Annotated in this window: 16 protein-coding genes; 13 read left to right on the plus strand and 3 right to left on the minus strand. The window is 65.9% G+C overall.

Going from position 1 to position 21,198, the window contains the following annotated elements; all coding sequences use genetic code 11:
• Positions 1–4: 4 nt before the first annotated feature.
• From ntrB to P353_RS00740, 13 genes are all read left to right on the plus strand, one after another.
• Positions 5–997 (plus strand): nitrate ABC transporter permease, encoded by a 993-nt coding sequence (ntrB, locus tag P353_RS00680; protein WP_034364246.1) that lies wholly within the window; start codon positions 5–7, stop codon positions 995–997.
• 109 nt (positions 998–1,106) lie between these two features.
• Entirely contained in the window at positions 1,107–1,919 is an 813-nt protein-coding gene (locus P353_RS00685; protein ID WP_034364248.1) for an ABC transporter ATP-binding protein, read from the plus strand.
• Positions 1,920–2,285: 366 nt separating this feature from the next.
• Positions 2,286–4,766, plus strand: coding sequence for a nitrite reductase large subunit NirB (nirB, locus tag P353_RS00690; protein ID WP_034364250.1), 2,481 nt, complete (start codon positions 2,286–2,288; stop codon positions 4,764–4,766).
• 23 nt (positions 4,767–4,789) lie between these two features.
• Positions 4,790–5,188, plus strand: a complete 399-nt coding sequence (gene nirD / locus P353_RS00695) for a nitrite reductase small subunit NirD (RefSeq protein WP_034364252.1) — start codon at positions 4,790–4,792, stop codon at positions 5,186–5,188.
• 204 nt (positions 5,189–5,392) lie between these two features.
• Entirely contained in the window at positions 5,393–8,254 is a 2,862-nt protein-coding gene (locus tag P353_RS00700; RefSeq protein WP_034364255.1) for a nitrate reductase, read from the plus strand.
• Positions 8,255–8,290: 36 nt separating this feature from the next.
• On the plus strand, positions 8,291–9,115 hold the full coding sequence (gene cobA / locus P353_RS00705; RefSeq protein WP_034364257.1) for a uroporphyrinogen-III C-methyltransferase: 825 nt from the start codon (positions 8,291–8,293) through the stop codon (positions 9,113–9,115).
• 145 nt (positions 9,116–9,260) lie between these two features.
• Positions 9,261–10,703, plus strand: coding sequence for an NAD-dependent succinate-semialdehyde dehydrogenase (locus P353_RS00710; RefSeq protein ID WP_034364259.1), 1,443 nt, complete (start codon positions 9,261–9,263; stop codon positions 10,701–10,703).
• A 255-nt stretch (positions 10,704–10,958) separates the two neighbouring features.
• Positions 10,959–12,923 carry a TonB-dependent receptor plug domain-containing protein gene (locus tag P353_RS00715; RefSeq protein WP_052084622.1) on the plus strand — a complete coding sequence of 655 codons (1,965 nt, stop codon included), beginning with the start codon at positions 10,959–10,961 and terminating at the stop codon, positions 12,921–12,923.
• A gap of 5 nt (positions 12,924–12,928) precedes the next feature.
• Complete coding sequence (locus tag P353_RS00720) at positions 12,929–13,825, plus strand: substrate-binding domain-containing protein (RefSeq protein ID WP_034364262.1); 897 nt, start codon at positions 12,929–12,931, stop codon at positions 13,823–13,825.
• 25 nt (positions 13,826–13,850) lie between these two features.
• On the plus strand, positions 13,851–14,387 hold the full coding sequence (locus P353_RS00725) for a DUF2478 domain-containing protein (RefSeq protein ID WP_080750395.1): 537 nt from the start codon (positions 13,851–13,853) through the stop codon (positions 14,385–14,387).
• A complete protein-coding gene (locus tag P353_RS00730; RefSeq protein WP_034364265.1) occupies positions 14,381–15,433 on the plus strand; it encodes an iron ABC transporter substrate-binding protein in 1,053 nt (350 codons plus the stop codon). The genes P353_RS00725 and P353_RS00730 overlap by 7 nt, the downstream gene beginning before the upstream one ends.
• 135 nt (positions 15,434–15,568) lie before the next feature.
• A complete protein-coding gene (locus tag P353_RS00735; protein WP_034365364.1) occupies positions 15,569–16,570 on the plus strand; it encodes a FecCD family ABC transporter permease in 1,002 nt (333 codons plus the stop codon).
• Positions 16,570–17,325, plus strand: a complete 756-nt coding sequence (locus tag P353_RS00740; protein WP_034364267.1) for an ABC transporter ATP-binding protein — start codon at positions 16,570–16,572, stop codon at positions 17,323–17,325. Before P353_RS00735 ends, P353_RS00740 begins: the two co-directional genes overlap by 1 nt.
• 5 nt (positions 17,326–17,330) lie before the next feature.
• On the opposite strand, the gene P353_RS00745 is transcribed toward P353_RS00740, so the two are convergent.
• From P353_RS00745 to P353_RS00755, 3 genes are all read right to left on the minus strand, one after another.
• A complete protein-coding gene (locus P353_RS00745; RefSeq protein WP_034364269.1) occupies positions 17,331–19,325 on the minus strand; it encodes an FUSC family protein in 1,995 nt (664 codons plus the stop codon).
• The gene (locus P353_RS00750) at positions 19,322–19,813 is read right to left on the minus strand and encodes a MarR family winged helix-turn-helix transcriptional regulator (RefSeq protein WP_034364271.1); all 492 of its coding nucleotides are present in this window, start codon (positions 19,811–19,813) and stop codon (positions 19,322–19,324) included. Before P353_RS00750 ends, P353_RS00745 begins: the two co-directional genes overlap by 4 nt.
• 180 nt (positions 19,814–19,993) lie before the next feature.
• Complete coding sequence (locus P353_RS00755) at positions 19,994–21,082, minus strand: YeiH family protein (protein ID WP_034364273.1); 1,089 nt, start codon at positions 21,080–21,082, stop codon at positions 19,994–19,996.
• Between the last annotated feature and the right edge of the window lie 116 nt (positions 21,083–21,198).

Here is a 21,198-nt window from a genome sequence, read left to right on the forward strand (position 1 = left end):
CATCATGGTCAGTGCCGTACTTCAATCACCGCTCGAACTCGATCCCCCGCACGATCCGCAACTGGCAGCCCAGGCGGCCAATGATGCGCTGCTCGAAACTTCAAAAGAGATAGCTGCTGGCACAGAACTTGTAAAGGCTGAAGTGCAAAAAGATATCAAACCCAAAGCGATAGTCACGGCTCCGGTTGTGGTGGCACCCAGCCGCTTGCGCCAATGGGCTGAACAGCTATTTGCTCAGGCCCTGCCGCCGCTGCTGGGGCTGGCGCTGCTGGTCGGCCTGTGGTCGCTGGTCTCCAGCAGCACCGGCAAGAGCATTCCGACCCCGGCCGAGACCTGGGAACAGGCCCTGCAGGTGTTCAGCGATCCCTTCTACCGCAACGGGCCCAATGACCAGGGCGTGGGCTGGAATGTGCTGTCCTCGCTGCAGCGCGTGGCCCTGGGTTTCGGTCTGGCGGCACTGGTCGGCATCCCTTTGGGTTTCGTGATCGGGCGCTTCAGTTTTCTGTCGCGCATGTTCAACCCCTTGATCAGTCTGCTGCGCCCGGTGTCGCCGCTGGCCTGGCTGCCGATAGGCCTGCTGGTGTTCAAGGGCGCCAATCCGGCAGCCATCTGGACCATCTTCATCTGCTCGATCTGGCCCATGGTCATCAACACCGCCGTGGGCGTGCAGCGTGTGCCCCAGGACTATATGAATGTGGCGCGCGTGCTCAATCTGTCGGAGTGGAAGATCGCCTCCACCATTCTGTTTCCTGCCGTGCTGCCCTATATGCTGACCGGCGTGCGTCTGGCCGTGGGCACTGCCTGGCTGGTGATCGTGGCCGCAGAGATGCTGACGGGCGGTGTGGGCATAGGTTTCTGGGTCTGGGACGAGTGGAACAACCTCAACGTCAAGAACATCATCATCGCCATCTTCGTGATCGGCATCGTGGGCCTGGTGCTGGAGTGGGCCCTGGTCAAGCTGGCTTCGGCCTTTACGTTTGAAGAGGTGAAGACTTAACCCACCCCTGAGCCGCGCCTTCGGGCGCGTCACCCCCTCAAGGGGGCACCACCGGTGGCCCGGCAAAGCCGGCGCCACGGTGGCCTCGGAAAAAAGCAAGGAGTACCTCATGCATACATCTCTCAGCACCAAGTACATCGAGATCCACGGGGTGGAGCAGACCTTCAAGACCGCCAAGGGCCTGTTTCCCGCACTGCGCGACATCCATCTGAACATTGCCAAGGGGGAGTTTGTCAGTCTCATCGGGCACTCGGGCTGCGGCAAGTCGACGCTGCTCAATCTGATTGCCGGACTGACCGTTCCCACGGGCGGTGCGTTGCTGTGCGCGAACAAGGAAATCAGGGGCCCCGGCCCCGAGCGTGCGGTGGTCTTCCAGAACCATTCGCTGCTGCCCTGGCTGAGCTGCTGGGGCAATGTGCACCTGGCCGTGGAGCGTGTCTTCGGCAAGCGCGAAAGCAAGGCACAGCTGGCGCAGCGCACCGATGCGGCGCTGGCCATGGTGGGCCTCAGCCATGCGGCGCAAAAGCGCCCCGGCGAAATCTCGGGCGGCATGAAGCAGCGCGTGGGCATTGCCCGCGCCCTGTCCATGGAGCCCCAGGTGCTGCTCATGGACGAGCCCTTCGGCGCTCTCGACGCCCTCACGCGTGCCAAGCTGCAGGACGAGTTGTTGGAGATCGTGGCACGCACCCAGAGCACCGTGGTCATGGTCACGCACGATGTGGACGAGGCCGTGCTGCTGTCCGACAAGATCGTGATGATGACCAACGGGCCGGCAGCCACGATTGGCGAGGTGCTGCATGTGGCACTGCCGCGCCCGCGCAGCCGGGTGGAGCTGGCCGAGGATGCCCAATATCAAAGCTACCGCAAGGCCGTGATCGACTTCCTCTACACGCGCCAGGGCCATGTGGAAAAAGCGGCCTGAGCCTGGCCTCGATGTCTGCTGCATGGCGCCTTGGGGCGCCATGTTTGTTTGGTGCACAGCAAAGCGGCGCACAGGCACAAAGATGGTGCATCTCTTTCTGGCCTGCTGCATTCCGCGAGACGGCAGAGCTGGCATGGCAATTGCATGTTCCCTGTCGTGGCCAAGGTGGGCCACAGGGTGATGGTGCAAGGCTGGATCAAAACCCAAAAGACAAAGACGTCTACATGCTCATGCAAGTCATGAAGCATGCAGACGTCTTTTTTTGTTGCCGGGCCGTCTCAGGACACAAGCGCTTCCTTGGAGGTGCTGCTGCCAAACGCAGCGGTTCTGCGCGGGAGGCCTTTTTGCAAGCCCACGGGGACTCAGATGAAAAAATCCAAACTGGTCATGATTGGTAACGGAATGGCAGGCGTGCGCGCGCTGGAAGAGCTGCTGGCCATTGCCCCCGATCTGTACGACATCACGGTCTTCGGCGCCGAGCCGCATCCCAACTACAACCGCATTCTGCTGTCGCCCGTGCTCGCCGGCGAGCAGACGCTCGGCGATATCGTTCTCAACGACTGGTCCTGGTACCAGGACCACCATATCTTGCTGCACGCCGGCTATACCGTGACTGCGGTGGACCGAGCCCGGCGCACGGTACATGCGGTCAATGCCCAGGGCGAGACCGCCAGCGCCGAGTACGACCGACTGATCATGGCGACGGGCTCCAAGCCCTTCATCCTGCCCATCCCCGGCAAGGACCTGGAGGGCGTGCTGGCCTACCGCGACATTGCCGACACCGAGGCCATGATCGAAGCGGCAAAGACACTCAGGCATGCGGTGGTGATCGGCGGTGGCCTGCTGGGGCTGGAGGCGGCCAACGGCCTCATGAAGCGCGGCATGCAGGTCACCGTGGTGCATGTCGGCGACTGGCTGATGGAGCGCCAGCTCGACGATCAGGCGGGCCGCATGCTGCAGAAATCGCTGGCCGAGCGCGGCATGCAGTTCTGCATGCAGGCGCAGACGCAGGAGCTGCTGGGCGACGAAGACGCAGGACGCAGTGGCCGCGTGCGCGCCGTGCGTTTCAAGGACGGCAGCGAGATTCCGGCCGAGTTGGTGGTGATGGCCGTGGGCATCCGGCCCAGCACCGAACTGGCCGAGTCCATGCACCTGCATGTGAACCGAGGCATCGTGGTCAGCGATACGCTGCAGACCGTGACCGATCCGCGCATCTATGCCGTGGGTGAATGCGCGGCACACCGAGGCATTGCCTACGGGCTGGTGGCGCCCTTGTTCGAGCAGGGCAAGGTGCTGGCCAACCATCTGGCCGAGTTCGGCATCGGCCGCTACCTGGGTTCGCTGACCTCGACCAAGCTCAAGGTCACGGGCATCGATCTGTTCTCTGCAGGCGATTTCCAGGGCGGCGGCGATACCGAGGAAATTCTCATGAGCGACCCCTATGCGGGGGTCTACAAGAAGCTGGTCATCAAGGACGACAAGCTGGTCGGTGCCTGCCTGTACGGCGACACGGTCGACGGTAGCTGGTACTTCAAGCTGCTGCGCGAGGGCCGCAGCGTGGCCGATATCCGCGACAAGCTGATGTTTGGCGAATCCAATCTCGGCGACACCGGCCACCAGGGCCAGAGCAAGGCCGCGGCCATGGCCGACGGCGACGAGGTCTGCGGGTGCAACGGCGTGACCAAGGGCGCGATCTGCAAGGCCATCAAGGACAAGGGCCTGTTCACGCTTGACGATGTACGCAAGCACACCAAGGCCAGTGCCAGCTGCGGCTCCTGCACGGGACTGGTGGAGCAGATCATCATGTTCACGGCCGGCGGCGACTACTCGGCGGCTCCCAAGACCAAGGCCATGTGCGGCTGCACCGATCACGGCCACCAGGCCGTGCGCGATGCGATCGCTGAGCACAAGCTGCTGAGCACGGATGCGGTGTTCCGCTTCATGGAGTGGCGCACACCCAATGGCTGTGCCTCCTGCCGCCCGGCCGTCAACTACTATCTTGTAAGCACCTGGCCCAAGGAGGCCAGGGACGACCCGCAAAGCCGCTTCATCAACGAGCGCAGCCACGCCAATATCCAGAAGGACGGCAGCTACAGCGTGATTCCGCGCATGTGGGGCGGTGAGACCACGGCCTCCGAGCTGCGCCGCATTGCCGATGTGGTGGACAAGTACCAGATCCCCACCGTGAAGGTCACGGGCGGCCAGCGCATCGATCTGCTGGGCGTGAAGAAGGAGGATCTGCAGGCCGTCTGGAACGATATAGGCATGCCCTGCGGCCATGCCTATGCCAAGGCGCTGCGCACGGTCAAGACCTGCGTGGGCAGCGAATGGTGCCGCATGGGCACGCAGGACAGCACCCAGATGGGCAAGGACCTGGAGCGCGCCATGTGGCGCATGTACGCACCGCACAAGGTGAAGTTCGCCGTCAGCGGCTGCCCGCGCAACTGCGCGGAGTCCGGCATCAAGGATGTGGGAATCATCGGCGTGGACTCGGGCTGGGAGATGTATGTGGGCGGCAACGGCGGCATCAAGACCGAGGTCGCGCATTTCTTCACCAAGCTCAAGACCGCCGAAGAGGTGATGGAGTACACGGGCGCCTTCATGCAGCTGTATCGCCTGGAAGGCTGGTATCTGGAGCGCACGGTGCACTACATCAATCGCGTGGGTCTGGACTATGTCAAGCGACGCATTCTCGACGATGCCGAGGGCCGCAGGGCGCTGTGGGAGCAGCTGCAGTTTGCACTGGACGGCGAGCCCGATCCCTGGTTCGAAGCCGACAAGGCTGCCGTGGATACGCGCCAGTTCCAGCCACTGACTGCGGCGCAAACCGAAAGCGCCAGCGTCTGATCACAAGCACCGAGGAGCCAGAAATGAGCGAATGGATTTCTATCTGCACGATTGATGACATCCCAGTGCTGGGAGCACGCCGCGTGGCGCGTGCACAAGGGCTGGATGTGGCCGTGTTCCGCAATGCCGACGACGAGGTGTTTGCGCTGCTGGACCGCTGCCCGCACAAGGGCGGCCCGCTGTCGCAAGGCATTGTGTTCGGTCGCAGCGTGGCCTGCCCGCTGCACAACTGGACGATTGCGCTGAGCTCCGGCGAGGCGGCGGCGCCTGACGAGGGCTGCACGCCTTATTTCAGCGTGCGTGTGCAGGACGGTGCGGTGCAGCTGCGCGCCGACGAACTGGCCAGCCGAGCCCTGGAGCAGACCCGCCCACATGCCGGTCCTGCGCATTGCGCTGCCAGGTCCAGCTGTGCTGCGGCCTAGCGTCTTGATAGGTATGAATTGAGTAGCAGCATGCGCTTGATAGCCGGGCGCTGCGGCGCAATTTCACTGAAAGTCTGCCATGCATGAGACCCGATCCACTTGTCCCTGCTGCGGCGCCGGCTGCGGATTCGCCTTCGGTGGTCCGCGTTGTGGCGGCCCGCGTTGCGGTGAACATGGGCGCCGCAGCCTCCCTCTGGTGACGCCATGAAAGAAACCAAGTCCACCTGTCCCTATTGCGGTGTCGGCTGCGGCGTGGTCATCGAGTCCGATGGCCTGCAGATTACCGGCGTGCGCGGCGATCCCGAGCATCCTGCCAACTTGGGCCGTCTGTGCACCAAGGGAAGCACCCTGCATCTGACGGCTGCGCCCGCCTATGCGCAGCAGGCCCGTTTGCTGCAGCCCATGCGCAGGCTGCAGCGAGGCGGTGCACCACAGGCCGCGAGCTGGGATGAGGCACTGGACGAGCTGGCGGCTCGCATTGCCGGCATTCGCGCCGCACATGGACCCGATGCACTGGGTTTCTATCTCAGCGGGCAGTTGCTGACCGAGGACTATTACGTCTTCAACAAGCTGGTCAAAGGTTTGCTGGGTACCAATAATCTCGACACCAATTCGCGCCTGTGCATGAGCAGCGCAGTGGCCGGCTACAAGGCCACGCTGGGCGCCGATGCACCACCGGCTTGCTATGAGGACATAGATCTGGCCGGCTGCATGTTCATCACGGGCAGCAATATGGCCTGGGCGCATCCGATTCTGTTCCGGCGTGTGGAAGAAGCCAGGGCGCGCAACTCGCAGCTCAGAATCATCGTGGCCGATCCGCGCCGCACCGAGACCGCAGAGCTGGCCGATCTCTATCTGCCACTGCAGCCGGGCAGCGATGTGATGCTGTTTCACGGTCTGCTGCACATCATGCTGTGGGAGGGCTGGACGGACAGCGCCTTCATCGCGCAGCACACCAGCGGCTTTGCACAGCTCAAGGAGCTGGTGCGCGAAGCGACGCCCGAGAAGGTCGCTGCCATCTGCGGCCTGCCCGTGGCGGACCTCTACCAGGCGGCGCGCTGGATGGCGCTGGGCGGTGCCCAGGAGCCGACGGGCGCGCGTCGTCCCACGCTCAGCCTGTACTGCCAGGGTCTGAACCAGAGCCGCAGCGGCACGGCCAACAACGCCGCGCTGATCAATCTGCATCTGGCGACAGGCCAGATCGGCAGGCCTGGCGCCGGGCCCCTGTCGCTGACGGGTCAGCCCAATGCCATGGGCGGGCGCGAGGTGGGCGGGCTGTCCAATTTGCTGAGCGCGCATCGCGATCTGGCCAAGCCGGAGCATCGGGCCGAAGTGGAGCGGCTATGGGGGGTGGAGTCGATTCCAGCGCAGCCCGGAAAGTCCGCACTGGAGATGTTCGAGGCCGCTGCCGACGGCCAGATCAAGGCCTTGTGGATTGCCTGTACCAATCCCGCGCAAAGCATGCCCGAGCAGGCCATGGTGCGCAGGGCGCTGGAGCGTGCCGAGCTGGTGGTGGTGCAGGAGGCTTTTGCCTCGACCGAGACCACGGCCTATGCCGACTGGCTGCTGCCTGCCTCCACCTGGGGCGAGAAGCTGGGCACGGTCACCAACAGCGAGCGGCGCATCTCGCGGGTGCGCGCTGCCGTGGTCGCACCGGGGGCGGCACGCCATGACTGGCAGATAGGCGTGCAGCTGGCACGGCGCCTGGAGCAGCATCTGCGGCCCTCGCTGCCCACGCTGTTCCCCTATGACACCGTGAATGCCGACGCGGGTGCCGAAGCTGTCTGGAACGAGCATCGCGAATCCACACGCGGGCGCGATCTGGATATCACGGGTCTGAGCTGGGCGGTGCTGGAGGTCAAGGGACCCCAGCAATGGCCCATGCCGCAAGGCGCCAGCCAGGGCCGGCAGCGTCTGTATGGCGATGCGGTGTTTGCGACGGAGGACGGGCGCGCACGCTTTGATGCCCAGCCCTGGCAGGCGGTGGCTGTGCCGCGCGATGCACGGCATCCGTTCAGTCTCAACACCGGCCGCCTGCGCGATCAATGGCATGGCATGACGCGCACCGGCCAGCTGGGGCGCTTGTTTGCCCATGTCAGCGAACCGCAGCTGCAGGTCAGTCGCCAGGACATGCAGCGCCTGCAGCTGCAGGACGGCGATCTGGTCCATGTCTCCAACCGCTATGGCGCCATCGTTCTGCCCGTCCAGGCGGACCCGGGGTTGCAGCCCGCACAGCTTTATCTGCCCATGCACTGGGGCAGCATGTACCTGAGCGGCATGGGCTCCAAGGGGCAGCGGCTTGCGGGCGTCAACGCCTTGACCACGCCAGAGCGCTGCCCGCGCTCCAAGCAGCCCGAGCTCAAGCACGTGGCCGTGAAGCTGCTCAGGGCCGAGCTGCCCTGGACCTGTCTGGGCATGGCCTGGCTGGATGAACGGCAGGTGCAGTCGGTTCGCCAGGCATTGACCGAATTGATGGCCGAGTTCGACTTTGCCAGCTGCGTGCTGTTTGGACGCGCCGTGCCGCTGGAGCAAGCGGATCAGGGCCGCACCGGCGTGCAGTTTCGCGCGGCGGCCTATGCGCAGCCCGGCGCCCAGGTGCTGGCGCGGCTGCACAGCCTGCTGCAGCTCGATGGCCCGCAGGCCATGCGCTATGCCGACGCGCGTCGCCAGTGCAGCCGGGCCATGGCGATAGGCCGGCAGAGCGAGGAGCCCAGGCTCGATGCCTTTTTGCTCTGCGGTGACGCCAGTGCCGGCCGCTGGCTGGGGCCGGTACTGCGCGACGAGCAATCGGTGCAAAGCTATGGGCGTCTGCTGCTGTCCTCGGGGGCCAGGCCGCCCGCCGCCCTGCCGGCCCGGTCACCACAGATCTGTGCCTGCATGAATGTGGATGAGGTCAGCATCAGCTCGGCACTGACCGCGTGCCAGGGCTCCGCCGACGAGCGACTCGCGCAGCTCAAGTCTTCCCTGGGTTGCGGCACGCGCTGCGGCTCCTGCATTCCCAGGATCAAACAACTGGTGCATGCGACGCCTGCGCCGCAGTCGGCAGCCCTGCCGGTTGCCGCCTAGATTCCGATGTCCGGCAATGCATATGAAAGGCCAGCCATGACAAACAGCCATGCCACTTCCCTGCCGCCCGTGGGCCGCTGCTACCTGGTCGGCGCGGGCCCCGGTGATCCGGAGCTGCTCACGCTCAAGGCGCTGAGACTGATCCAGTCCGCCACGCTGCTGCTGGCAGACGATCTGGTGTCTGCCGATATCGTGAAGCTTGCCAGCACAAGCGCCCGCATCGTTCATGTGGGCAAGCGCGGCGGGCGCGAGAGCACCTCGCAGGAATTCATCGAAAAGCTCATGATCATGGCGGCCCGCCAGGGTGAGCTGGTGGTGCGCCTCAAGGGCGGAGATCCCTTCATCTTTGGCCGTGGCGGCGAAGAGGTCGAGCATCTGAGCCGGGCCGGAATTGCCGTCGAGGTGGTCAACGGCATCACCGCCGGACTGGCCGCCGCCACCAGCCTCGGCGTGCCGCTGACCCATCGCGACCATGCCCATGGCGTGGTGTTCATCACCGGTCACGCCAAGCCAGGCAGTGCTGGTCATGACTGGCAGTTGCTGGCCAGCACGGCCCGGATGCTGGAGCTGACACTGGTGATCTACATGGGTGTCGCCACTGCCGCCGTCATCCAGCAGCAGTTGCTGGCCGGCGGACTGCCGGCTTCTACTCCAGTGGCTCTGGTCCAGAATGCCAGCCTGCCTGCACAGCAGCAGATCCTGACCGATCTGGGGCAGATGACGCAGGCGCTGGCAGCCAGCGGGCTGGGCAGTCCCTGCGTGTTCGTGGTGGGCGATGTGGTCAGTCTGGCCGCATCCTACGGCGAGAGCCTGGGCGGGCTGATGGAGCAGGTGCAGCTGCGCCGGGCCGTGGGCGCATGAGGCCGATTGCTGACAGCTGTCCCCCTTTTGTCTGAGTGCCTGGCCTGCATGACTAGAATTTGTTCGGTAACCCCTGAACATTTGTCACACCCGGCCGCGCCAGTCTGCAGGGGGATAGCGGCGGCCGACACCTATGAGTCATGCGATGAGCACTGCATATCCTGATACCCAGCTTTTGATCGACGGTCAGTGGCAGGACGCTGCCAGCGGCAAGAAAATTGATGTGCGCAACCCTGCCACGGGCGAGGTGATTGGCCGCGTGGCCCATGCCGATATTGCCGATCTGGATCGCGCCCTGGCGGCGGCCGACAAGGGCTTTCAGGTCTGGCGCAAGGTGTCTGCCCACGAGCGCGGTGCCATCATGCGCCGTGCCGCAGCCCTGCTCAAGGAACGCGCCGACGAGATTGCCGCGCTGCTGACGCAGGAGCAGGGCAAGCCGCTGGCCGAGGCCAAGGTGGAAATCATTGCCGGCGCCGGCATCATCGAATGGTTTGCCGACGAGGCTTTGCGTGTCTATGGCCGTATTGTGCCTTCGCGTCGCCCCGAGCAGCAGCAACTGGTGATCAAGGAGCCCGTGGGTCCGGTCGCTGCCTTCACGCCCTGGAACTTCCCCGTCAACCAGATCGTGCGCAAGATCGGTGCGGCCCTGGCTTCGGGCTGCTCCTTCCTGGTCAAGGCCCCCGAGGAGACTCCGGCTTCCCCTGCCGCCCTGCTCAAGTGTTTCGTCGATGCCGGCATTCCTGCCGGTGTCGTGGGCCTGGTCTATGGCAACCCTGCGCAGATTTCCGAATATCTGATTGCTCACCCCGTGATCCGCAAGGTGACCTTCACGGGCTCCACGGCCGTGGGCAAGCAGCTGGCAGCGCTTGCCGGCCTGCACATGAAGCGCTCCACCATGGAGCTCGGCGGCCATGCCCCCGTGATCGTGGCCGAGGATGCCGATGTGCAACTGGCCGTCAAGGCCGCGGGTGCGGCCAAGTTCCGCAATGCGGGCCAGGTCTGCATCTCGCCCACGCGCTTTCTGGTGCACAACAGCGTGCGCGAGGAGTTCACGCGCGCCATGGTGGCACATGCCGAGGCATTGAAGGTCGGCAACGGCCTGGAGCAGGGCACGCAGATGGGCCCGCTGGCCAATCCGCGCCGCGTGACGGCATTGACCCAGCTGATCCAGAACGCCGAGCAAAGCGGTGCCAAGCTGATGACGGGCGGCGAATCCTTTGGCTCTGCCGGTAACTTCTTTGCCCCCACGGTGCTGGCCGACGTGCCGTTGACGGCCGATATCTTCAACCAGGAGCCCTTCGGTCCCGTGGCTGCGATTCGCGGCTTCGACAGGATCGAAGACGCGATTCAGGAGGCCAATCGCCTGTCCTATGGTCTGGCGGCCTATGCCTTCACGCGCTCGCTCAAGACGACGCACCAGCTGTCTCAGGATGTGGAAGCCGGCATGCTGTGGATCAACCAGCCGGCACTGCCATCGGCCGAGCTGCCCTTTGGCGGCATCAAGGATTCGGGCTACGGCTCCGAAGGCGGCCCGGAAGCGTTGGAGGCCTATCTGGTGGCCAAGGCCGTGGCAATCAGCTGCGTTTGAATCTGCAAGGTATCTGATGCAAGGCCACCCTCGGGTGGCCTTTTTCATGGGATGTGTATGTCGTGCGGCTTATGAAGACTGTTTGTTGATCGTTATTCCAAAAATGAATAGCGGTGGCTAGAATCGACGGTTTTTTACATTCGACAACAAATTCCAGCCCACCCCATGTCATTGCACTCCACGGTTTCCTCTCTCCACCCACCGAGTTTTGTTCTTCGCCGCCGCTGGCTGTGGGGCGCGCTGGCCATCGTGCCCATGGGTACGGCCTGGGCCCAGGTGGCCGCTGCGGGCGCAGCCGAAGCCGCGAGCCAGACCTTCACGCTGGGTACGGTGGAAGTCAGCGCGCGGCGCGAGGCCGAGGAGCTCGGGGCCGGCGACATGCAGCGTGTATCCAGTGCCGAGATGGAGCGCAGCAACGCCAGCACCGTGGCCGATGCCGTGCGCAATCTTCCCGGCGTGAGCCTGTCGCGCAACAGCCGCAACGAGGAAATGATCAATCTGCGCGGCTTCGATTCGCGCCAGGTGCCCATCTTTGTGGACGGCGTGCCGCTGTACGTGCCCTATGACGGTTATGTGGATCTGGGCCGTTTCACCACCTTCGACCTAGCCGAGATCAACGTGGCCAAGGCCGGCGCCTCGCTGCTGTACGGCCCCAATACGCTGGGCGGCGCCGTCAATCTGGTCACGCGCAAACCGGTCAAGCCCTTCGAGGGCGACGTGCGCCTCGGTGTGGGCAGCGGTGGCGAGCGCAGGGCGAGCTTCAACCTGGGTGGAAACCAGGGCAACTGGTACTACCAACTGGGCGCCTCCTACCTCGAGGCTGACAGCTTTCCACTGCCCCGGGGCTTCAGGGATTACAAGAAGCAGCCCACCGATACCGGCAGCAAGCGCGAGAACGCGGACCGCACCGACAAGCGCCTGTCCTTCAAGCTCGGACTCACGCCCAATGCCACGGACGAATACGCCATCGGCTATGTGCGCCAGGAAGGCGAGAAGGGCAATCCCGTCTACACGGGCCAGTCCACGCAGAAGAACGCCGTGCGTTACTGGCGCTGGCCCTACTGGGACAAGGACAGCCTGTATTTCCTGAGCACCACCCGTCTGAACAGCAGCAATGTGCTCAAGACGCGCCTCTACCACGACACCTACAAAAACGGTCTCGACATGTACAAGGATGCCAGCTACACGGCCCACGATCCCACCAGCAGCTACAAGGACGTGAGCAAGGGTGCCAGCGTGGAGTGGGTCAACTACGCCTTCTCAGGACATGAGCTGCATGCGGCCTTTCACTACAAGCAGGACGAGCACACCGACGCGGCTTCGGGCAAGGACCCGCAGAAGCACTACCGCGATGTGACCACCTCGCTGGTGCTCGAGGATCACATCGCCCTTGCCGAGCGCTGGCGCCTGACGCTGGGCCTGAGCCACGACCAGCGCGATGCCAAGCAGGTCTACCAGTGGCCCACGGGCTCCACCAGCGCCACCAACGGCCTGGCACGCCTGAGCTATGCGCTCACGGCCCAGGGCGACGAGCTTTATCTGATCGCCTCGCACAAGAGCCGCTTTGCGACCATCAAGGACCGCTATTCGGCACGTATGGGAACGGCCCTGGCCAACCCCGACCTCAAGCCCGAAGTGGCCAACCATCTGGAGCTGGGCCTGAGCGGCAAGCCCTGGCAGGGCGGCAAGGGGCAGGCGGCCGTGTTCTACAGCCGGGTGCGCGACCAGATCCAGACCATGGTCGTGGACTCCACGGCCTGCGGTGGTAAGACCTGCAACCAGGCGCAGAACGTGGGACGCACGCGCAATGTCGGTCTTGAGCTGTCGCTGGCACAGCAACTGTCGGCACAGTGGGCTCTGCATGCGGGCTACACCTATCTGAGCCGCACCAATCTCAGCGACCGCAGCATCACGCTGACGGACACTCCGCGTCAGCGTCTGACGGCGGCCCTGCAATGGAATCCGCAGGCCCAGTGGCAGCTGCGCGCCGAGCTGGAGGCAGAACAGGGCCGCAAGGTGCCGCTGTCGGCCAGCGGCCAGGCACAGGTCTATCAGATGGCCGGCTACGGCGTGGCCAATCTGCGGGCGCGCTATCTGCCGCGTCCGGACACCACGCTGGACTTCGGCGTGGCCAATCTGGGCGACAAGTGGTATCAGCTGGCCGACGGTCTGCCCATGCCGGGGCGTAGCTGGTATGTGAATCTGGGCTACCGGTTCTGACGGTCATGCAAAACCTGCTTCTGACATCGCTGGCAAGGCGTGACTGGCTGCGCGCTCTGGCAGCCCTGGGCATGGCCGGTGGCCCGGCGCTGGCGGCGGGAGCACAACCCGCTTCGGGCACTGGGGTGCAGGTGGCGGCCGTGGGCGGACTCGTGCTGTGCGGCGTGTGGCCGCGCGTGGCCGAGCAGGCCAGCCACGCCCTGACCATGCCGGTCACCACCGTGGCGGCCGCACCCAAGGAGGGCGTGGTGCCCGCCTTTGTGCGCGGCGAGGCGCAGATGCTGCTGATCCACGCCAGCGACGAAGCCATGGCGCTGGAGGCCAGCGGCATGGCTGGCTCTGCGCGCGTCTGGGGCTGGAACGAGCATGTCATTGCCGGCCCCGCTCATGACCCCGCCAGCGTGCGTTCGGCTGCTGACGGCACGCAGGCGCTGCGGCGCATTGCCGAGACCGGCGCCCCCTTTATCGCGCTGCGCGATCCCGGCAGCTATACCGTGGTGCAGCGTCTGTGGCGGCGCGGTGGCATACGTCCCGATGCGCGCTGGCTGCGCGCCGACACCGGCCCGCGACCACAGGCCGTGCTGGAGCTGGCGGCGCGCGAGCAGGCCTACGCCGTGGTCGGCCATATTCCCCTGGCTTTCGGCAAGATGGGTGCCCCCGGCATAGAACTTCTGCTGCACGGCGATCCGCTGATGCGCAGACCTTATGTGCTGCTCACACCCGGCCCACGCCATCCGGCCACGGCGCAGCAGCGCCAGGCGGCTGGCCTGCTGGCCGAGTACCTGCTGTCTGCACCCGGCCAGCATGCGCTGCAAGCGGCCAGCGGTGTGAACGGTCCCTGGGTTTTTGCGCGCGATAGCGTGCCTGCCGGCATGAGCGCTGGCGCCGATGGACAGACTTGAGCGAAGGAGCTGCATGAGCACCGCTATGACGCCGCCGCTGGCGGCATTGATTTACCCCGATGAGCGGCACGATATCGAGGACTTGCTCGAAGGCGTGGTGCGGCGGCTGCAGCAGTCGGGCCGCTGCGTGGGCGGGCTGGTGCATCGGCAAAGCTGCTATGCCAATGGCAACAAGTGCATGCGTCTCGTGGATCTGCGCAGCGGCCAGCAGTTCGAGATGACCGAGGATCTGGGCGCGGCTTCGCGGGCCTGCAGCCTCAATCCTCAGGCCCTGGCCCGGGCCAGCGTGGTGCTGCGCCAGGCGCTGGCCGATGGTGTGGAGCTGGCCGTCGTCAACTGCTTCGGCCAGCTCGAAGCCGCCGGCGGCGGCTTTGTCCAGGAGATCGCCGCTTTTGTCGAGGCAGGTATTCCCGTGATCACGGCCGTGGCGGCCCGCCACGAGGCCGGCTGGCAGAGCTTTACCGGCGGCGCCTTCGTGCGCCTGCCGGTTGACGAACAGGCACTGCTGCACTGGTGCCACCAGCAGCTGCAGCGCGAAGACCAGGGAGACCGGTCATGCTGACGCGGCGCCAATGGCTGCAGACCGGTGCTGCGACGCTGGCTTCGGGCCTGCATCAGAGCGGGGCCTGGGCGCAGGATGGCGGCTCAGTCATTGCAGCCCGCTTTGGTTCGCTGCCGGCACGGCCTGGCCGCGTGTTCGCTTCGGGGCCGCCGGCAGGCGTTCTGCTGGCCGCGCTGGCGCCGCAGCAGCTGCTGGGCTGGCCCATGCAGCTCAGCGATGCGGCGCGCGCCCATCTGGGGGCTCCACTGCAGGCTTTGCCCTATCTCGGGCGCCTGTCTGGGCGCGGCAGCACGCTGCCGCTCGAAAAGCTGCTGGCGCTGCAACCCGATCTGGTGCTGGACTCCGGAACCTCCGACGCCACCCATGTCTCTGCCGCCGAACGCCTGGCGCGCCAGACGGGCCTGGCCTGCGTGCTGGTGCAAGGCAGCCTGCCCGACCATGCGCGCCAGTTGCGCGAGGTCGGCGCCCTGCTGGGTGCGGCCGAGCGCGGCCGGACCCTGGCCCGCCATGCGGACGAGGTCGCGGCTCTGGTGCGCGCAGTGACTGCCGGCCTCGGTGAGCAGGCCCGGCCGCGTGTCTATCTGGGGCGCGGCGCCAACGGTCTGGAAACCGGGCTGGCCGGCTCCATCAATGTCGAGGTGATCGAGTATGCGGGCGGTCGCAATGTGGCGGCTCAGGCCGGCAGGGGTGGACTCACGCGCGTCTCCATGGAGCAGATCCTGGCCTGGGACCCCGAAGTCATACTGACCCAGGAGGCGGGCTTTGCCGAGCGCGTGCGCCAGGACCCCTTGTGGCGCGGCGTCAGCGCCGTGCGCAGCGGCCGTGTGCACTGCGCGCCCGTGCTGCCCTTTGGCTGGCTGGACGGCCCTCCCAGCGTGAACCGGCTGATCGGCGTGCGCTGGCTGCTCGAGAAGCTGCATCCGGGCCGCTTCGCCCAGCAAGATGTCAAAGCCCTGGAGCAGGCGGTGAGCGAGTTTTATGCGCTGTTCTATGGTGTGCAGCTGTCGTCGGCTCAGCTGCATGCGCTGCTGCAGGTGGCGCGCTGAATGCATGGGGCTGGCATGAAGTCATCCGGTATCAGGGAAGGTGCCCAAAGGTCGAAGGATGCGGCAAGTCCGCAAAGCGCGGCATCGGGCAATGCCGTCGGGCATAGTCGCCAGCGCGGCCCTCTGCGTGCGGGCATGGGTTGGTGGCTGGCCCTGGCCTTGCTGGCTCTGGTGCTGCTGTGGGCGCTGGGCTCGGGCCAGTTTGCGCTCGCGCCGGCACAGTTGGCCGAAGCGCTATGGGCACGAGCCACGGGGGCGGCGTCGCCGCTGGCGCCAGCGGCCGAAACCGTGCTCTGGAACATCAGGCTGCCGCGCATCGCAGCCGGCATGGCGGTCGGTGCGATGTTGGCTGCGGCAGGCGCGGCCTACCAGGGCATGTTTCGCAACCCGCTGGTCTCGCCCGACATCCTGGGCGTTTCGGCCGGCGCAGGCCTGGGCGCCGTCGTCGCCATCTATCTGGGCCTGTCGATGTTTGCCGTGCAGTGGCTGGCCTTTGGCGGCGGGCTGGTCGCCGTGGCTGTTGTGGTGGCCGTCAGCGCCTGCGTGCGCAGGCACGACCCGGTGCTGGTGTTGGTGCTGGCCGGTATTGCACTGGGCGCCTTGCTGGGGGCCGGCATTGCCCTGATCAAGACCCTGGCCGACCCGAACACCCAGCTGCCGTCCATCACCTTCTGGCTCATGGGCGGCCTGTCGGCCGTGACGCTGCAGGAAGTGGCCGCCACGGCACCCGTGATGCTGGCAGCCCTGCTGCCCCTGCTGCTGCTGCGCTGGCGCATCAATCTGCTGGCTCTGCCCGATGAGGAGGCTCGGGCTCTGGGCGTGCCTGTCGGGCGGCTGCGCCTGGTGCTGGTGGTTTGCGCCACGCTGGGCACGGCGGCGGCCGTGTCGCTGGCCGGCATCATAGGCTGGGTCGGGTTGGTGGTGCCGCATGTGGCGCGCCTGCTGGTCGGCCCCGATTTCGTTCGGCTGCTGCCGGCCTCGGCCCTGCTGGGCGCGGGCTTTGTGGTGGCAGCCGATACGCTGGCCCGCACCATGGCGCGCATCGAGCTGCCGCTGGGCATTCTGACGGCCCTGGTTGGCGCGCCATTCTTTCTGTATCTGCTGGCCCGCACGGGGCGCCGCGAAGGAGAGGCCTGATGGCGGTGCTGGAGTTGCAAGGACTGCGCACCGGCCACGGCCGCCGCGTGGTCAGCGAATCGGTGGACCTGTCCATTGTCGCCGGCGAGGTGCTGTGTCTGCTGGGCCCCAACGGCTGCGGCAAGACCACGCTGTTTCGCACCGTGCTGGGCCTGTTGCCGCCGCTGGCGGGGCGGGTGCTGGTGCAGGGCCAGCCGGTGCAGCACTGGCCGCGTGCGGAGTTCGCGCGCCGCGTCGGCTATGTGCCCCAGGCCCAGGCCGGGGTGTTTGCCTTCGAGGCGCTGGACATGGTGCTCATGGGCCGCGCTGCGCGCCTGCCGCTGCTGGCCAGGCCCTCCGGCGCGGACCGTGCCATGGCACTGGCCTGCATGCAGCGGCTGCAGATCGCACATCTGGCCGCACGTCGCTACACGGAGCTCAGCGGCGGCGAACGGCAACTGGTGCTGATTGCACGCGCGCTGGCGCAGGAGCCGGCACTGCTGGTCATGGACGAGCCCACGGCCAGCCTGGATTTCGGCAACCAGATTCGCGTGCTGGAGCAGATCGAGGCGCTGAGCGCCCAGGGCATGGCCATGCTGTTGTCCACCCACCAGCCCGAGCACGGCTTGCGTGTGGCCAGCCGGATCGCTCTGCTGGGCCATGGGCGGCTGCTGGGTGTGGGCGAGCCGCGCGCCGTGGCCACGCCCGCAGCGCTGGCTGAGCTCTATGGCATCAGCGAGGCGGCGATTGCCGCACATCTTTCAGGCGGCCGCTGAAGCGCTCAGCGCAACGCGGCGCTGGAGGCAAAGAAGGCCGGATGCTCGCGGATGTCCTGGGCAGCCAGTCGCAGTTGCAGCGCCTGCTCGGGCTGGCGCTGCTGTATGCGCCGGGCCAGGCCTTGCAGCAGCGGCGCGGCCCTGGCGGGAGCGCTGGGCAATTGCTGCAGTCTCTGCAGCGCGCTGCGCACACCGCGCAAGGTGCTTTCGGACAGGAGTACATCCGCTTGCAGCTGGTGCAGGATCAGCACGGCCTTGCCCACCCGCAGCGCGGCCAGACCGCAGTCGGCCGCGTCCTGCACGGCGGGGGCGCTGACTTTTTCGGAGGCGCGCACCAGGCGCAGCAGGCGGTGGTAGAGGCGGGCGCGCCACACGCGCACGTCTCTGGCATGTGCCGGGGCCGAGGCCATGTCCTGCAGCTCGTGAACCATCATGGCCCGCAGGCCGTTGAGCCTGCCTTGCGCGGTGACGGGAAGGATGAAGCGATAGGCGGCCCAGCCGGCCAGCGGGCCGGTGACGATGGCAAACGCCATGGACAGCGAGTGGCCCACATCGAGCTGGTAGGGGAAATGCGGCGACAGCGCCAGCAGGATCACCATATTGCAGTCAAAGCCGTACAGCGTGGTGCGGCGGTGGCTGAGCAGCAGGGCGCCAAGGAAGATGAAGGGCAGCATCATCAGCACCATCTGCAATTGGCTGTTGGCAAACGGCCAGGCAAACCATTGGCAGACCAGCGCCACGCCCGCGCCCATGGCCTGGCCCAGAATCACAAAGCGCATGGTGAAGGCCGGGTTCTCGAACGAGGAGAACACGGTGATCATCACCGACAGGCCCAGCAACATATAGGCGCCGCCATGCCAGCCGGTGACCACCCAGATCAGGCCGACCAGAAAAATGGAGCTGAAGGCGCGCAGCATGGCCCGGCGCGCGCCCACCCAGTCGCTGTGCAGAACCACGGGCAACTGGCGTGCGCGATGGTGGGCTGGCAGAGTCAGGTCGCTGGCAGCCACAAAGTGGGCCTGCAGGGCCAGGCCGATATTGCCCAGGATTTCCTCGGCATGGCCCCAGCCGGCGGCGGCGCTGCGGGCCGTGGCAATGGCGTCGATGGCGGCCAGCGGTGCGGGCTGGGTTTCGAGCAGCATGGCGGCCTGCTCCAGCGCGGCCGTCATGGCCTGGGCCTGCGCAGGCGTGAATGCAGGGGTAATGGTCTTGCCCGTGCTGTCGCGCAGCCAGAGCAGGGCCGAGATCTGGGTATTGATCAGGCGGCGCAGCGCCCGCACGGCGCGGCGCGAACGCTGTGAGCCCGCGGCATGCGGATCCAGCCCTTCCTCGATGGCTGCCATCACGGCCAGTCGCTCGGCCAGGTCCCTGGGGCTGAGGGCGCTATGGCCGCTGGCCGTGGCCTGGGCGGCGTCGGCGATGTCGCGCAGCAGACGGGCGCAGAGCCGTCGTACCCTGCCGTCGCCGGGGATTTCGGCGCCCACGGGCGTGAACAGCCAGCCCACGACAAGGGCGGCGGCCACGCCGGTCAGCGCGGTAAACAGGCGATCCCAGCCCAGCGCGTAGACATGGGCAGGGTTGCCGTTGTCCAGCAAGGCCACCATGGAGGCCGAATAGCCGGCCAGCATGGTGCCGTAGGAGGCAAAGCTGCGCTGCAGATTGCCCAGGCCCGCGCAAATGCCGATCCACACCGCCAGTCCCGTGACCAGCCACAGCAGATCGCCATCGGCCACCAGTACCAGCACCACGCCGGCGGCCGTGCCGACCAGCGTGCCCGTGGTACGGAAAAAGCTTTTCTCCAGCAACTGGCCGCGCAGCGGCTGGGAGGCGGCCCAGACTGTCATGCCCGCCCATTGCGGGTGCTCCAGCCCCAGGGCCCAGGCAGCGAACACGGCAATACAGGCCGCAAAAGCCGTGCGCAGATGCTGGCGCAGGCGGGCGCTGTCAAAGCCCCATCGTGTGGCGCCCTCCAGCAGGCGGTCGTAGGCAGCCACGCTCATGCGCGCTCCTCGGTGCCGGGGTGGGCCTGGGCTGAGCGCTGCTCGTGCATCTGCTCGATACGGGCGCGAATCTTGTTGACGCCGTCCAGCATGGCCTCGACCTCGGGGTCCTCCAGGTCCTGCAGCAGACTGAGCTCGGCCTCGAGCATGGTGGCGCGGATGCTGTCCACGGCGCTATTGCCTTCGGCCGTGAGAAAGATGCGCTTGCTGCGGCGGTCGGCCGCATCTGCGCGGCGCTCCACCCAGCCCTTGCCTTCGAGAATGTCCAGCAGGCGAACCAGGCTGGAGCCATCGAGGCCCACGCGCTCGGCCAGTTCCTTTTGCGTCACGCCGTCACCCCAGGCGCGCAGATGCAGAAGCGGCGTCCAGGTGGCATCGGTCAGGCCGCTGGCGGCCAGCTGTTCTTCGACAAAGCGCCGCCATTGGCGGGTAAGGGTGACCATGAGAAAGCCCAGGCGGTCGCGGGAGGGAGCATCGGCAAAAGACATGGCCGGATTTTGATGCTTCTACAATTAATTTGCAATTCAAACTAATTGAGTCTGCATTGATATATAGGGTATTCCCCTGTGCTTGTTCTGCATAAAAAAAGAGAGCGCAAAGCGCTCTCTTTCAAAGGGTTTCAGACCTGTAAATGTTCTATTTCTAATCCAGTCAAGCGCAAGCCGCTATCAAAACAGTGTTGGAATCCAGAGATTCAGTACCAGGCCGGCGACCAGCAGCCAGGCGAACAGAGCCAGGGCCAGAATCAGCGGCTTGGTGCCGGCAGCGCGCACGGCGCGGATATGGGTGGTCAGGCCCAGAGCGGCCATGGCCAGGGCCAGCAGCGCGTTGTCGAGTTGAATGCCGACGCTCACCACCTCTTTGGGCAGCACGCCCAGGGAGTTGACGCCGGCCATGGCCACGAAGCCCACGGCAAACCAGGGAATGGTGATCCGGTTGGCGGGCTGGCCGTTGTTCACACCCAGAGCTCGTTCGCTGCGTGTCAGCCACATGGACAACACCAGCAGGAAGGGCGCCAGCATCATCACGCGCACCATCTTGGCGATCACGGCCGTGTCTGCGGCCTGGCTGCCTATGGCTTCGCCGGCGGCCACGACCTGGGCCACCTCATGCACGGTGGAGCCGACGAAAACGCCGTACTGCTGCATGCTGGTGTCTATCCAGCCGTACTCGGCATTCCAGTGGAACAGCGCCGGGTAGAGAAAGGTGCCGATGGTGCCGAACACCACCACGGTGGCCACGGCCACGGCCACGTCTTCTGCGCGGCCCTTGACCACGGGTTCGGTGGCCAGCACGGCGGCGGCACCGCAGATGGAGGCGCCGGCCCCCACCAGCATGGTGGTGCGCTTGTCCATGCCCAGCAGCTTCTGGCCTATCCACTGCGCCAGCAAAAAGGTGCTGGACAGCACCAGCGCATCGATCACCACGCCGGCCATGCCAACCTGGCCGATGTCCTGGAAGGTCAGGCGCAGACCGTAGAGCACGATGCCGGTGCGCAGCAGGCGGGCCTTGGTGAAGGCGATGCCGCTGGCACACTGGCTGGCGATGGCGGGATAGACGGTGTTGCCGATCAGCAGACCGATGATGATGGCCAGCGTCAGCGCGCTTAGGCCGTTGTTCTTGATGGCCGGAAACTGCGCGGCCCAGGTGGCCGCGGCAGCGATGGCGCCCGCCAGCAGCAGGCCGGGAATCATCCCGCCGGTCTTGTGCATCCAGCCTTGCGAGGGTGCGGAGTTTTTCAGTGTTGTAGTGTTCATCGTGACCTTTCGCAGCAGGCAAGACAACAGGTCTGATTGCCGGCATGGAGGTCACTTTAGATTTCTTGGTTATATTTGTATAACTAATAGTTTTTGTAAGATCAACCTATAAAACA

The sequence above is a fragment of the Comamonas testosteroni genome (assembly GCF_000761245.1).
GTDB classification, from domain to species: domain Bacteria; phylum Pseudomonadota; class Gammaproteobacteria; order Burkholderiales; family Burkholderiaceae_C; genus Comamonas; species Comamonas testosteroni_C.